Source organism: Pseudomonas sp. FSL R10-1350 (genome assembly GCF_009600525.1).
GTDB lineage: Bacteria > Pseudomonadota > Gammaproteobacteria > Pseudomonadales > Pseudomonadaceae > Aquipseudomonas > Aquipseudomonas helleri.
Map to the genome: position 1 here is coordinate 32,780 of NZ_WIVR01000040.1, position 14,400 is coordinate 47,179.

The 14,400-nt window shown below is 59.9% G+C and carries 13 protein-coding genes; 7 read left to right on the forward strand and 6 right to left on the reverse strand.

Annotated features, from left to right (window positions below; genetic code table 11):
- Positions 1-18 precede the first annotated feature (18 nt).
- The 4 genes from GHO25_RS17165 to ppx all read left to right on the forward strand — a co-directional run bounded on the left by GHO25_RS17165 (position 19) and on the right by ppx (position 3,807).
- The gene (locus tag GHO25_RS17165; RefSeq protein ID WP_048366893.1) at positions 19-684 is read left to right on the forward strand and encodes an amino acid ABC transporter permease; all 666 of its coding nucleotides are present in this window, start codon (positions 19-21) and stop codon (positions 682-684) included.
- Entirely contained in the window at positions 681-1,331 is a 651-nt protein-coding gene (locus GHO25_RS17170; RefSeq protein ID WP_174479311.1) for an amino acid ABC transporter permease, read from the forward strand. The genes GHO25_RS17165 and GHO25_RS17170 overlap by 4 nt, the downstream gene beginning before the upstream one ends.
- Positions 1,318-2,049 (forward strand): amino acid ABC transporter ATP-binding protein, encoded by a 732-nt coding sequence (locus tag GHO25_RS17175; RefSeq protein WP_048390478.1) that lies wholly within the window; start codon positions 1,318-1,320, stop codon positions 2,047-2,049. Before GHO25_RS17170 ends, GHO25_RS17175 begins: the two co-directional genes overlap by 14 nt.
- 255 nt (positions 2,050-2,304) lie before the next feature.
- A complete protein-coding gene (gene ppx / locus GHO25_RS17180) occupies positions 2,305-3,807 on the forward strand; it encodes an exopolyphosphatase (protein ID WP_048366896.1) in 1,503 nt (500 codons plus the stop codon).
- 122 nt (positions 3,808-3,929) lie between these two features.
- On the opposite strand, the gene ppk1 is transcribed toward ppx, so the two are convergent.
- On the reverse strand, positions 3,930-6,167 hold the full coding sequence (gene ppk1, locus GHO25_RS17185; RefSeq protein ID WP_048366897.1) for a polyphosphate kinase 1: 2,238 nt from the start codon (positions 6,165-6,167) through the stop codon (positions 3,930-3,932).
- 447 nt (positions 6,168-6,614) lie between these two features.
- On the opposite strand from ppk1, the gene GHO25_RS17190 reads away from it, so the two are divergent.
- Positions 6,615-7,232, forward strand: coding sequence for a DedA family protein (locus GHO25_RS17190; protein WP_153391401.1), 618 nt, complete (start codon positions 6,615-6,617; stop codon positions 7,230-7,232).
- Positions 7,233-7,362: 130 nt separating this feature from the next.
- Positions 7,363-8,028 carry an isoprenoid biosynthesis glyoxalase ElbB gene (elbB, locus tag GHO25_RS17195; RefSeq protein ID WP_048366899.1) on the forward strand — a complete coding sequence of 222 codons (666 nt, stop codon included), beginning with the start codon at positions 7,363-7,365 and terminating at the stop codon, positions 8,026-8,028.
- Here elbB and GHO25_RS17200 read toward each other — a convergent pair whose 3' ends face one another.
- The 5 genes from GHO25_RS17200 to GHO25_RS17220 form a co-directional block, all read right to left on the reverse strand.
- Positions 8,029-8,481: a YaiI/YqxD family protein gene (locus tag GHO25_RS17200; protein ID WP_048366900.1), complete on the reverse strand. Its 453-nt coding sequence runs from the start codon at positions 8,479-8,481 to the stop codon at positions 8,029-8,031.
- Between the two features lie 67 nt (positions 8,482-8,548).
- Positions 8,549-10,447, reverse strand: coding sequence for a cytochrome c/FTR1 family iron permease (locus GHO25_RS17205; protein WP_048366901.1), 1,899 nt, complete (start codon positions 10,445-10,447; stop codon positions 8,549-8,551).
- A gap of 66 nt (positions 10,448-10,513) precedes the next feature.
- Positions 10,514-11,146: a LysE family transporter gene (locus GHO25_RS17210; RefSeq protein WP_153391403.1), complete on the reverse strand. Its 633-nt coding sequence runs from the start codon at positions 11,144-11,146 to the stop codon at positions 10,514-10,516.
- A gap of 172 nt (positions 11,147-11,318) precedes the next feature.
- A complete protein-coding gene (locus GHO25_RS17215) occupies positions 11,319-11,876 on the reverse strand; it encodes a mechanosensitive ion channel family protein (RefSeq protein ID WP_048390485.1) in 558 nt (185 codons plus the stop codon).
- Positions 11,876-13,786, reverse strand: coding sequence for an ATP-binding cassette domain-containing protein (locus tag GHO25_RS17220; RefSeq protein ID WP_153391405.1), 1,911 nt, complete (start codon positions 13,784-13,786; stop codon positions 11,876-11,878). Before GHO25_RS17220 ends, GHO25_RS17215 begins: the two co-directional genes overlap by 1 nt.
- A gap of 50 nt (positions 13,787-13,836) precedes the next feature.
- Between GHO25_RS17220 and GHO25_RS17225 the strand changes: the two genes are divergently transcribed.
- On the forward strand, positions 13,837-14,301 hold the full coding sequence (locus GHO25_RS17225; RefSeq protein WP_153391407.1) for a TIGR02444 family protein: 465 nt from the start codon (positions 13,837-13,839) through the stop codon (positions 14,299-14,301).
- Positions 14,302-14,400 lie beyond the last annotated feature (99 nt).

Consider the following 14,400-nt stretch of genomic DNA (forward strand, 5'->3'; position numbering starts at 1 on the left):
ACCCGCAACGAGGTCATCATGGCTTATCAGTTCGACTTTTTACCGGTCCTGCAAAACACTGACCTGTTGCTGCGCGGTGCCTTGTTCACCCTGGAACTGACCGCCATCGGCACGCTGTTTGGCGTCAGCCTGGGGATTGTCGGCGCGGTGGTCCGGGCCTGGAACATCCGCCCTTTCGCCGCCCTGTTTGGTCTGTACGTTGAAGTGATTCGCAACACACCGTTTCTGGTGCAGTTGTTTTTTATCTTCTTCGGCTTACCGGGCCTTGGCGTGCACATCAGCGAATGGCAAGCCTCGGCACTGGCCATGGTGATTAACCTCGGCGCTTACTCCACCGAGATTATTCGCGCCGGCATTCAGGCCATCCCCAAAGGCCAACTGGAAGCCGCCGCGGCGCTGGCCATGTCGCGTTTTGAGGCGTTTCGCTATGTGGTCTTGCAGCCCGCGCTGGCCAAAGTGTGGCCGGCACTGAGCAGCCAAATCATTATCGTGATGCTCGGCTCGGCGGTGTGTTCGCAAATTGCCACCGAAGAGCTGAGCTTTTTCGCCAACTTCATTCAGTCGCGCAACTTCCGGGCCTTTGAAACCTACGCCCTGACCACCCTGATCTACCTGTGCATGGCGCTGTTGATTCGCCAGTTACTGAATGCCTTCGGCCGCCGCTACCTGAGCAGGAGTCGCTGATGGACTTTACCTTCTGGGACATCGTGCGCAATTTGCTGGCGGGCCTGCAATGGACCGTCGCGCTGTCCGTCGTGGCCTTTATCGGTGGCGGTCTGATCGGCCTGCTGGTGTTGCTGATGCGCATCTCCAAGAGCCGCTTCGCCCGCACGCTGGCACGCGGCTATATAGAGCTGTTTCAGGGCACGCCCTTGCTGATGCAACTGTTTCTGATCTTTTTTGGCATCGCCTTGCTCGGCATCGACATTTCGCCGTGGATGGCCGCCGCCCTGGCGCTGACGCTGTTTACCAGCGCTTACCTGGCAGAGATCTGGCGCGGCAGCGTCGAATCCATCGCCAATGGCCAGTGGGAAGCCTCGGCCAGCCTGGCGCTAAGCCCGCTGGAACAACTGCGTTACGTGATTTTGCCGCAAGCCTTACGGGTGGCCATCGCGCCCACTGTAGGGTTTTCGGTGCAGGTGATTAAAGGCACCGCCGTCACCTCGATCATTGGTTTCACCGAGCTGACCAAGACCGGCAGCATGCTGGCCAACGCCACTTTTGAGCCTTTTATGGTCTACGGCTTGGTGGCGCTCGGTTACTTCCTCTTGTGCTACCCCTTGTCGCTCAGTGCGCGCTATCTGGAAAGGAGACTGCATGCCTCTGCTTAGAGTTACCGCCCTGCATAAATACTACGGCGACCATCACGTGCTTAAAGGCATCGACCTGAGCGTTGAACAAGGCCAGGTGGTCGCGATCATTGGCCGCAGCGGCTCGGGCAAAAGCACGCTGCTGAGAACCTTGAACGGCCTGGAGTCGATCAACGACGGGGTTATAGAAGTCGATGATGAATACATGGACGCGGCCCGCGCCGACTTGCGCAGCCTGCGCCAGAAAGTCGGGATGGTGTTTCAGCAGTTCAATTTGTTCCCGCACTTGAGCGTCGGCGAAAACGTCATGCTGGCCCCGCAAGTGGTGCAAAAAGTGCCCAAAGCCAAGGCCGCGCAACTGGCCCGCGAGATGCTGGAGCGTGTGGGCCTGGGCGACAAGTTCGATGCCTTCCCCGAACGCCTGTCGGGCGGGCAGCAACAGCGCGTGGCCATTGCCCGGGCGCTGGCTATGTCGCCCAAAGTGCTGCTATGTGACGAAATCACCTCGGCGCTCGACCCCGAACTGGTCAACGAGGTGCTCAACGTGGTGCGCCAACTGGCCCGCGAGGGCATGACGCTGATTATGGTGACCCACGAAATGCGCTTTGCTCGCGAAGTCGGCGACAAACTGGTGTTTATGCACCAGGGCAAGGTGCATGAGGTGGGCGACCCCAAAGTGCTGTTCGCCAACCCGAAAACCCCTGAGCTGGCGAATTTTATCGGTTCGGTTGAGGTTTAACCCCTGTAGGAGCGAGCTTGTCTCGCGATCTTTTCAACCCTTAAAAGATCGCGAGGCAAGCTCGCTCCTACCGTTAGCGGGGGCTTTTACAGGGGATGTGTGACAAAAATTAGATCGTTTCAAAAAATACGAGTTGTCAGGAACAAGCTAACGTCATCTCTTACGTGCTCCATATCAATGCATCGCACATCACGCGTTGGCGCGAGCGTTTGATCGTGGCACGATGGCGAAGTTATCGACCGAGACTCCTCAAACATGCCCCAATCCAAAAGCAAGAATCCGTCCCTGATCGCCGCTATAGACTTGGGTTCTAACAGCTTTCACATGGTGGTGGCCAAGGCTCAGAACGGTGAAATCCGCATTCTTGAACGTCTTGGCGATAAGGTGCAGCTGGCTGCCGGTATCGACGAAGAACGCCACCTCAACGAAGAGTCCATGCAGCGTGGCCTCGATTGCTTGAAGCGTTTTGCGCAATTGATCAAAGGCATGCCCTTGGGCGCCGTGCGCATCGTGGGCACCAACGCCTTGCGTGAAGCCCGCAACCGCAATGAATTTATCGTGCGCGCAGAACAAATCCTGGGCCACACCGTAGAAGTCATTTCTGGACGTGAAGAAGCGCGCCTGATTTATCTGGGCGTTTCGCACACCCTCGCCGACACACCGGGCAAGCGCCTGGTGGCCGACATCGGCGGTGGCAGTACCGAATTCATCATCGGCCAACGTTTTGAGCCCCTGCTGCGTGAAAGCCTGCAGATGGGCTGCGTGAGCTTCACCCAACGCTATTTCCGCGACGGCAAGATTACCCCGGCACGTTATGCCCAGGCATACACCGCGGCGCGCCTTGAGCTCATGAGCATTGAGCACGCGCTGCATCGCCTGACGTGGGATGAAGCCATCGGCTCCTCCGGCACCATCCGCGCCATTGGCCTTGCCCTCAAAGCCGGCGGCCACGGTGCAGGCGAAGTGAATGCCGAGGGCCTTGCCTGGCTCAAGCGCAAACTGTTCAAGCTGGGCGAAGTGGACAAAATCGACTTCGAAGGCATCAAGCCAGACCGTCGGGCGATTTTCCCGGCCGGGCTGGCGATTCTTGAGGCGATTTTTGACGCCCTTGAATTGCAACGCATGGACCACTGCGACGGCGCCCTGCGTGAAGGCGTGCTCTACGACCTGTTAGGTCGCCATCATCACGAAGACGTGCGCGAGCGCACCTTGAGTTCGCTGATGGAGCGCTACCACGTTGATCTGGAACAAGCCGCACGGGTTGAACGCAAAGCCCTGCGCGCGTTTGACCAGGTGGCCAAGTCATGGGAACTCGAAGACGGGGTCTGGCGCGAGCTGCTGAGCTGGGCGGCCAAGGTCCATGAAGTCGGCCTGGACATTGCCCACTACCACTACCACAAGCACGGTGCTTACCTGATCGAGCACTCTGACCTTGCCGGTTTCTCACGTGAAGACCAGCAAATGCTCGCGCTGCTGGTGCGCGGTCATCGCCGTAACATTCCAAAAGACAAGTTCGCCGAGTTTGGCGCCGAAGGCATAAAGCTGATTCGCCTGTGCGTGCTGCTGCGTTTTGCGATTTTGTTCTACCACATCCGTGGCAACCAGGAAGCGTCGCAAGTGAAGCTGCGCGCCGATGGCGATCACCTTGAAGTGATTTTCGCTGAAGGCTGGCTGGAACAGAACCCGCTGACCAAGGCCGACTTCGAACAAGAAGCCCAATGGCTGACGCGCGTCGGGATAGTGCTGACTATTTCGTAAGGCACCCTGCTTTGAAACACATGTGGGAGCGGGCTTGCTCGCGATGGGATCGACGCGGTTTGTTTGAAACACCGCGCCGCCTGAATCGCGAGCAAGCCCGCTCCCACAGGGTTATGTAGGGTTTACACCGACGGGCCGGTGCTGACGGTCAGTACCGGCAGGCTCAGGCGCTCCAGCAGGGTCGCTTGGGCGCTGCGCGGGTTCTGGTTGCCGGTCGGCGTGTTGCGCACGTAACGGCCGTCAGACTGCAGGCTCCAGCTGTGGGTGTTGTCCGTCAGGTAGCATTCCAGCTCCTTCTTGACCCGCAGAATCAGCTTTTTGCCCTCTACCGGGAAGCACGTCTCGACACGCTTATCGAGGTTGCGCTCCATCCAGTCAGCACTCGACAGGAACATCTGCTCTTCGCCGCCATTGAGGAAGTAGAACACCCGTGTGTGCTCCAGGAAGCGGCCAATGATCGAGCGCACGTGGATGTTGTGCGAGACGCCCGGAATGCCCGGACGCAAGCAGCACATGCCACGTACTACCAGATCAATGCGCACGCCGGACTGGCTGGCCTTGTAAAGCGCGCGGATGATTTTCGGGTCGGTCAGCGAGTTGAACTTGGCGATGATGTGCGCAGGCTTGCCCTCTAACGCGAACTGCGTTTCGCGGGCAATCATGTCGAGCATGCCTTTTTTCAGGGTAAACGGCGCATGCAGGAGCTTTTTCATGCGCAGGGTCTTACCCATGCCGATCAGTTGGCTGAACAACTTGCCGACGTCTTCGCACAGCGCATCATCCGACGTCAGCAAGCTGTAGTCGGTGTACAGACGCGCGTTACCGGCGTGGTAGTTGCCCGTACCCAAGTGCGCGTAACGCACGATCTCGCCCGCTTCACGGCGCAGAATCAGCATCATCTTGGCGTGAGTCTTGAAGCCCACCACCCCGTAGATCACCACCGCACCGGCGGCTTGCAGACGGCTGGCCAGTTGCAGGTTGGACTCTTCGTCAAACCGCGCCCGCAACTCGATCACCGCGGTCACTTCTTTACCGTTACGCGCGGCATCCACCAGCGCATCGACGATTTCAGAGTTGGCGCCGCTGCGGTACAGGGTCTGGCGTACAGCCAGTACATGCGGGTCTTTGGCCGCCTGACGCAGCAAATCGACCACCGGGGTGAAGGACTCAAACGGGTGCAGCAGCAAGATGTCCTGCTTGCTGACCACGCTGAAAATGTTCTCGCTGTTCTGCAACAGCTTCGGAATCGCCGGGGTGAACGGCGTGTATTGCAGCTCCGGGTGGCTGTCCAGGCCGGTAATGCTGAACAGGCGCGTGAGGTTCACCGGGCCGTTGACTTGGTACAGCTCGGTCTCTTGCAGGTTGAACTGCTTGAGCAGGTAGTCCGACAGGTGTTTCGGGCAGGTGTCGGCCACTTCCAGACGCACCGCATCGCCGTAGCGACGTGAGAACAGCTCGCCGCGCAGGGCACGGGCCAAGTCTTCTACATCTTCGGTGTCAACGGCCAGGTCGGCGTTACGGGTCAGACGGAACTGGTAGCACCCCTTCACCTTCATGCCCTGGAACAGGTCATCGGCGTGGGCGTGGATCATCGACGACAGGAACACGTAGTTGTCGCCTGGGCCACCGACCTCTTCAGGCACTTTGATCACACGTGGCAACAAGCGCGGCGCCGGGATGATCGCCAGGCCGGAATCGCGGCCAAAGGCGTCGATGCCTTCAAGCTCAACGATAAAGTTGAGGCTCTTGTTCACCAGCAGCGGGAACGGGTGCGTCGGGTCGAGACCGATCGGGGTAATGATCGGCGCGATTTCGTCGCGGAAGAACTTGCGCACCCAGACCTTGATCTTGGTGTTCCAGTAACGGCGACGGATAAAGCGCACCTGATGCTTTTCAAGCTCGGGCAGCAGGATGTCGTTGAGGATCGCGTATTGGCGATCAACGTGGCCGTGTACCAGCTCGCTGATCCGGGCCAGCGCCTGGTGCGGCTGCAAGCCATCGGCGCCCGCTTGTTCGCGGGCGAAGGTAATTTGTTTCTTCAGGCCGGCTACACGAATTTCGAAGAATTCGTCCAGGTTGCTGGAGAAAATCAACAGGAACTTCAACCGCTCAAGCAGCGGGTAGGACTCATCCAGCGCCTGCTCAAGCACCCGGATGTTGAATTGCAACTGCGAGAGTTCACGGTGGATATACAGGCTGCTGTCATCCAGACCCGGAATGGCAATGGCTGGTTGCGCCGCCGCTGGCGCTTCAGGCGCAGCAGGTGCGTGAGCTTCCGGCACGGGCGGTGTCTCAGTGGCCTGCTCCACAATGGGCTCAGCCTCAGTAGCAACGAGTTCTGTCTGTCCTTCGGTATTCATTGAATGTTCCTGTAAGAGCGGGTTTGACTCTCGTGACCGTTTAGCGGCGCGTGCAATCAAGCTGCCAGAATGCCACCAACGCCAATGGGTTTAAACCGCTCATAGGCGCTTTATGCGGGCTGGAGCCGATTAGAGGGCTTTTTGTCAATTTTGTTCTGCAACGATGCTTATTGTGGGAGCGGGCTTGCTCGCGATGGCATCGCCGCGGCGATCCTGAAGAACCGCAGCGGCTGAATCGCGAGCAAGCCCGCTCCCACAGATGTTGAGCACTGTCCATCTACGCGCGACCGTTATAGCAACGTGTCATGAATCCTAGATGACAACCCTTATGATGTAGGTCAAATACTTACGATTTGTAGGAATTGTTCATGAGAAGACACAGTTCGATACTTTCCTGAACGTCCCTTAAGGCGTAGGCTGCGCGTTCATTTCTCCAGCATCCAGACAATGCTCCAACAATTTCTTCAAGAATTCGGTTACTTCGCCCTGTTTCTAGGGACGTTCTTTGAAGGTGAGACCATCCTGGTTCTCGCAGGCTTCTTGGCGTTCCGCGGATACATGGACCTTAAAGTGGTCATGATCGTGGCGTTCCTCGGCAGTTATGCCGGCGACCAGCTGTGGTACTTCCTGGGGCGCAAACACGGCCGCAAATTGTTGGCGCGCAAACCGCGCTGGCAACTCATGGGCGACAAGGCGCTGGAGCATATCCGCAAGCACCCGGACATCTGGGTCTTGAGCTTCCGCTTTGTGTACGGTCTGCGCACCGTCATGCCCGTGGCCATTGGCCTTTCGGGCTACCCGCCGGGCCGCTACCTGCTGCTCAACGGGATTGGTGCCGCCATTTGGGCCGTTGCCCTGGCCACCGCCGCCTACCACTTTGGCGCCGTGCTGGAAGGCCTGCTAGGCAGCGTCAAAAAGTACGAGCTGTGGGTACTGGGCGCCTTGCTGGTGCTGGGCGGCTGCCTGTGGCTGCGCCGGCGCTTCAAGAACGCGCGCCTGGCCAAACAGACCGCGCTGGAAGAAAAAAACAAAGCCGCTGAAGTTAACACCCCACCAGCGGAATAAGCCGGTGTGTGCGCTCGCACACACCCTCTCCCTGGGCGCTGCACCGCAGCGCCTGCGTGATCGCGGAACCTCCCACTGGCATCAGTTGCCAAATAAAGAGACAGTAACGCCACGAACAAGGAGACCCACCATGACCACCAAAAATATTGCCGTTGTTCTTTCCGGCTGTGGCGTCTATGACGGCACCGAAATCCACGAAAGCGTGATCACCCTGCTGCGCCTCAGTCAGCGCGGCGCCCACGTGCAATGCTTCGCGCCGAACATTGCGCAACTGCACGTCATCAATCACCTGACCGGCGAAGAAATGCCCGAATCGCGCAATGTGCTGGTCGAGTCGGCGCGGATCGCCCGTGGGGAGATCAAGGACATACGTGAAGCCAAGGTGGACGACTTTGACGCACTGATCGTACCCGGCGGGTTTGGCGCCGCCAAAAACCTTTCTAGCTTCGCCACTGAAGGCGCTGCCTGCAGCGTTCAACCCGATGTTCTGGCCCTGGCTGAAGCCTTTGCCGAGGCGGGCAAGCCGATCGGTTTGATGTGCATCTCACCGGCCATTGCCGCCAAAATCTACGGCCCTGGCGTGATCTGTACCATCGGCAAAGATGCAGACACCGCCGCGGCGGTAGAAAAAATGGGCGGCACTCACCAAGAATGTGAAGTCTCTGACATCGTCGAAGACAAAGCCCGCAAACTGGTCAGCACCCCGGCCTACATGCTGGCCCAGTCCATCAGCGAAGCCGCTTCTGGCATCAACAAAATGGTCGACCGGGTCCTGGAACTGACCCAGCACGCGTAATCAGCCCCGCGCGAGCCGGGTCAGAATCCGGTCCAGTGCATTGGCGAACGCCTGCTTGTCGCGTTCGCCATAAGCACCCTGCCCGCCGCCGACCTGGCCTTGCTCACGCAAATCAGTAAACAAATTACGCACCGCCAGCCGCTCGCCCATGTTCTGCGCGTCAAACTCTTTACCGCGCGGGTCCAGCGCTGCCACGCCCTTCTTCACCAGCCGGTCAGCCAGCGGCACATCGCTGCAAATCACCAACTCGCCGGGCACGGCATGCTCGACCAAATAGTCATCCGCCGCATCCGGGCCACTGGGCACCACAATCAGCTTGACCAACGTATACGTCGGCTTGACCTGACTCTGCCCGGCCACCAGCACCACCTCAAACTGACGCTTGAGCGCGAATTTGATGACCTGATCCTTCGCAGCCTTGGGGCAAGCGTCTGCGTCGATCCAGACACGCATGGGGGTAGCTCCTGATAATAAGAAACAAAAAACGGTGGGAGCGGGCAAGCCTCGCTCCCATCCGTATTTAAGAAGCCTGTTCCCGACGCTTTTCAGCCAGTCTGCTGCGGCTGTAGAGCACGATGATCGCCAGGATGGCGATGGCTTGTGCGCTGAGCGAGTAGGCGTCTGCGTGGATGCCGAGCCAGTCGAACTCGAAGAACGGCACAGGTCGTGTGCCAAAGATTCCGGCTTCCTGCAGGGCTTTGACGCCATGGCCGGCGAAGACGACGGACAAGGCGCACAGCAGCGCGGCGTTGATGCCGAAGAATACGCCCAGTGGCAATTTGGCTGAGCCGCGCAGGATGATCCACGCCAGGCCGATCAGCAGCACCAGCGCCGTGGCACCGCCCGCCAGTACGGCGTCATGCCCGGCCGGGCCCGCTTGCAGCCACAGGGTTTCGTAGAACAGGATCACTTCGAACAGTTCGCGGTACACCGAGAAGAACGCCAGCACCGCAAAGCCAAACCGCCCGCCGCCGCTGACCAGGCTGCTTTTGATGTAATCCTGCCAGGCATCGGCATGGCGGCGGTCGTGCATCCACACGCCCAGCCACAGCACCATGACGCTGGCAAACAGCGCGGTGCAGCCTTCGAGCAGTTCGCGTTGGGCGCCGCTGACGTCAATCACGTAGGCGGCCAGCGCCCACGTGGCCAAGCCCGCGACCAAAGCCAGGCCCCAGCCGATGTTGACGCTGCGTACCGCCGATTGCTGGCCGGTGTTGCGTAAGAAGGCGAGGATAGCCGCCAGCACCAGAATTGCTTCAAGGCCTTCACGCAGCAGAATCAACAAGCCCGAAATGTAGCTCAAGGACCAGCTCAAGCCATCGCTGCCCAGCAGCCCGGCCGACTCTTTGAGCAAGGCTTTGGCGGCGTCCAGACGCTGCTCGACCTGTTCGATTGGCAAGCCGTCCTGCAGCGATTGCCGATACGCCATCAAGGCTTTTTCGGTGGTTTTACGCACGCTGCTGTCGACGTTGTCCAGCGAGCTTTCCACCAGCTCAAAGCCTTCCAGGTAGGCGGCTACAGACAAGTCGTAGGCTTGTTCACGATCACCCTCGCGATAGGCCGCCAGGCTTTTGTCCAGAGTTTGGCTGGTGTAGTCGAGCAACTGCGCCGGGCCACGCTTGACCTGCGGCGGCTGTGCCCGTTGTGCGCGGAACGTGGCTGCGGCTTGCGGGCCTTCTGCGGCCAGCACTTCGCCCGGGGTCTGACGGGCTAATTCAGCGAGGTCGTAGGTTTTGTCTGCTTTAGCCGCCGCTGGGTCTGCACTTAGGCCGGCCACATAGGTGGCCAGGTCCCAGCGCTGACGGTCGTCCAGTTGGTCGGCAAAAGCAGGCATGTCAGTGCCTTCAACGCCCAGCGCCAGGGTGTTGAAAATGGCGTAGAGGCTCAGGCGGTCAAGACGCGCAGCATCGCGCAGGTTGGCCGGTGGCGGGGTCATGCCCATGCTGGCCGGGCCGTCCCCGGCGCCGGTGGCACCATGGCACACCGAACAATGCAGGGCGTACAGCGGCTCACCGCGCGCAGGATCCGGGGTAATCACCGGCGCTTGGCTGACTTCGTAGGCGACGGCCAGCTTGGCCCCCAACTGGCGTGCCTCACGGGCGACCTTGGCGCCGTCTTCGCGCTGTTCAATGGCCGATTGCAGGGCCTCAACACCTTGTGCCAGCTCCGCACGCTCAGGGCGTTCAGGCAAGTCGGCAATCAGACCCTTGAGGACGGTGAGGAACTCTAACTGTTCGTGATACTCGGTTTCGTCGATGACTTTGCCGTCTTCGACCGTAGGCGGATAGTCCGCACCGATGTAGTCAATAAGGTGCAACGCTTGGGAAGCACCTTCTGGGGAATTGGCTGAAACAGCGAGGCTGCACAACGCGAGCACTGGCACCATCAGCCAGGCCAAACAGCGCGATCGGGCGGTCATTGAAAGATCCGGGTGGAAATGAGAAGTAACACATTGTTCACTTCCAATGACCGCGACTCAAGATTTTTAGGTGGTGGCGCGGTGCAACGTCGCCAGAAACCCTGCTGCACCCACGAACAAACCGGCAAAGGTGCGGTTCAGGCGGCGCTGCTGTTTGGGCGTGCGCAGCAGGCGCAAGACCTTGGACGCCAAGCCGGTGTAACCGGCCATGACGATCAAATCGACGGCGATCATGGTCACACCCAGGGTCAGGTACTGGCTCACCAACGGCTCGTTCGGGTTCACAAACTGCGGCAGCACCGCGAGCATGAACACTAGAGCTTTGGGGTTGCTGACATTCACCAGAAAGCCACGAAACACCAGCGCCAGCGGTTTACCGATGGGGCGGATGGCCGAGTCTTCGCTGAGGTCGGACGGCAAGGCACGCCATTGTTTTACGGCGAGGTAAACGAGGTAGGCCACGCCAAACCATTTGATCGCGTAGAAGGCGGTGGACGACGCGGCGAGGATGGCACCGACACCGGCGGCGACAATAAAGATTTGCAGGGCCAGACCCAGTTGCAGGCCCAACGCATTCCAATAGCCGCGCCAGAAGCCGTATTGCAGGCCGCACGACATCGACGCAATGGCGCCTGCGCCAGGCGACAGGCTAATGACCCAGCAAGCAGCGAAAAAGGCCAACCACGTTTCCAGCGACATCGCACACCTCGGACAAAAACTGTAACAAGTCCTTAAGCTAATGCGCGGGCTGAAAATTAACCAGATGTTTTTAAATCCAAACCGTTGGAGCTGCCGGAGGCTGCGATCTTTTGACGTTGCTTGAAGATCAAAAGATCGCAGCCTGCGGCAGCTCCTACAAAGTTATGGCGCCTTACAGATCGCCTTCGCGCCAGCGGCGCACGGAGCGCTGGAAGAACAGGCTGTTGGGGACTTGCACCATGCTGCTGCCACTGCCGGCTTCGGCAGGCTCAACCAGGGTGGTGTACAGCAGGTTGATGGCCACGACGCGACCTTTGACCCCCGGCTTGTCGAGGGTGTCGAGCAACTCCACCACGTCGCCAATGCGAAACGGCCCCACGGTGAAGATCAACACCGCGCACAGCAGGTTGGACAACACGCTCCACATGGCGAAGAAGGCAATCGCCGCCACCGCCACAAAGCCTGACAGCGCGGTCCACAACACCGTGGCCGAAACGCCCAGGCGTTCGAGAACGAAGATCACCGCGCTGCCCATGATGAACCAGCGCAACCCGCCTCGCAGCGGCAACAGCAACTGCGACGGCAAAGGGTAACGCTCGCCCAGACGGGTCAGAAAACGCGCAACCACGCGTTGCAGGAAGTACCCCGCCAGCAGGATCAGCAAGATCTGCACACCGATCCATAGGGGCGCGATCAACTCGGCCGGTACGGGTAAGTTGAGCGACTCCATCAGGACAGGGCTTCCAGTTCGGCTTGCAAGGTCTCAAGCACTTCCAGGGCTTCCATCCAGCGTTCTTCGAGCTGGCCTTCGAGCACTTTGAGCTTGGCCTGATCGGCCAGCAACTCACGCAGTTCGTCTTTGCGCGCCGCCTCGTAGACGCCGCTGTCACCGAGGCTGGTCTCGATCCGGGCGAGCTTTTCAGTGACTTTGCCCAACTCGCTTTCGAGCTTGTTGGCTTCACGCTTGTGCGGTGCCAGTTGCTGACGCAACGCAGCCGCCGCCTGACGTTGGGCCTTTTTATCGGTCTTGTCCGGGTTGATTACGGTGTTGCTCACCGGCGCATTGCGCAGGCGGTAATCAGCCAGCCAGCGGGCGTAGTCGTCGAGGTCGCCGTCGAACTCCTGGACTTTGCCATCGGCTACCAGCAAGAACTCGTCGGTGGTGCTTTTGAGCAAGTGACGATCGTGAGACACCACCAGCACCGCACCACTGAACTCTTGCAAGGCCATGGTCAGGGCCAGGCGCATTTCCAGATCAAGGTGGTTGGTCGGTTCGTCGAGCAGCAACAGGTTCGGGCGTTCCCACGCGATCAGCGCGAGGGCCAGACGGGCTTTTTCACCGCCCGAGAAGTTCAGCACCGGCTCGTCGATGCGCGCCCCGCGGAAGTCGAACCCGCCGAGGAAATCACGCAACACTTGCTCACGCTCGGTCGGCGCCAGACGCTGCAAGTGCAGCAACGGGCTGGCCTTGGAGTCCAGTGAGTCGAGTTGATGCTGGGCAAAGTAACCGACCGACAGGTTTTCGCCCCGGGCCAGACGCCCCGCCAGCGGAACCAGCTCACCCGCCAGGTTTTTGATCAGGGTCGACTTACCGGCACCGTTCGGGCCGAGCAGGCCGATGCGGGCACCCGGCACCAGTTGCAGCTTGACCTTCTCAAGGATGGTTTTGTCGCCATACCCCAGGCGCGCGTCCGACAAGTCGAGCAACGGGCTGGAGAGTTTGACCGCTTCACGGAACACGAAGTTGAACGGTGAGTCGACGTGGGCCGCGCTCAGTTCTTCCATGCGCTCAAGGGCCTTGATCCGGCTCTGCGCCTGACGGGCCTTGGTGGCCTGGGCCTTGAAACGGGCGATGTAGCTTTCCATGTGCGCACGTTGCGCCTGCTGCTTCTCGTAGGCCTGTTGTTGCTGAGCCAGACGCTCGGCGCGGGCACGTTCAAAGGCGCTGTAACCCCCGCGATAGAGGGTAATTTTGCGCTGTTCGACGTGAGCGATGTTATCGACCACAGCGTCGAGGAAATCCCGGTCGTGGGAGATCAACAACATAGTGCCGGGGTAGCTTTTGAGGAAGTCTTCGAGCCACAGAATGGCGTCGAGGTCCAAGTGGTTGGTCGGTTCGTCGAGCAACAACAGATCGGACGGGCACATCAGGGCCTGGGCCAGGTTAAGGCGCATCCGCCAGCCGCCGGAGAAGTCGGCGACCGGGCGGTCCATTTGTTCGTTGGTAAACCCCAGCCCGGCGAGCATTTTGCGCGCCCTGGCATCGGCGGTGTAACCGTCGGCGCTGTCCAGTTCGGCATGCCAGCGCGCCTGCGCGGCACCGTCCTGGGCGGCCTCAGCCTGGGCAAGATTGGCTTGCACCTCGCGCAAGCGCTGGTCGCCATCGAGCACGTAGTCGATCGCAATGCGATCGAGGGTGTCGATTTCTTGCCGCATGTGGGCAATCCGCCAGTCGGCTGGTAGCAGACAATCCCCGGAATCAGGCGTCAACTCACCCAGCAGCAAGGCGAACAAAGTGGATTTACCGGCGCCATTGGCGCCGACCAAACCGGCTTTGTGGCCGGCGTGCAGGGTCAGCTCGGCGTCTTCTAGCAGACGCTGAGGGCCACGCTGTAAAGTCAGGTTCTGAAGTCGGATCATAATGGCCGCGGAGTCTACCAGCTTCCCTCTCAACTGGCGCGAATTGCACTATGCAGACCGATCTGTGGAATTACTGTTTGAAGGTCTATGCCCTGCCCGGCATTGAGCACGCCTGTTTAAGCCTGCAACGTCAGGGCCTGGATGTGTGCCTGCTGCTGTGCGCAGCCTGGCTGGAGCACCGGCGTATCGCCTGCGATGAGGCGCGTTTTGAGTGCTTGCGGGCTTGCGCTGAACCTTGGCAACGCGACGTCGTGCAGCCCTTGCGCCAATTACGCACGCAATGGCGCGAAGCGGCCACGCACGATGACGAATTGTCTGCGTTACGCGGGCTGATCAAAGGCTTGGAGCTGGAGGCAGAACGGACGTTGTTGCGACGTCTGGAGACGGCAACCCTGGGCTGGTTACCTGCGCAATCGCAAGACGACTGCGACTGGCTGCAAAGACTGGTTAGCGGGGTTGAACACCCTGATCACGGCGCGCTGCAAACGCTGCGCGCCGCAATCAACCACGCTTAAGAAGCGCTGGTAGGGGTTGTCGCCGGCGTTGCGGGTGTCGCCGCAGCGGGTGCAGCGGCCGGTGTTGGCGCTGCGGTTGCGGTGGCTGCGGTGGTTGCA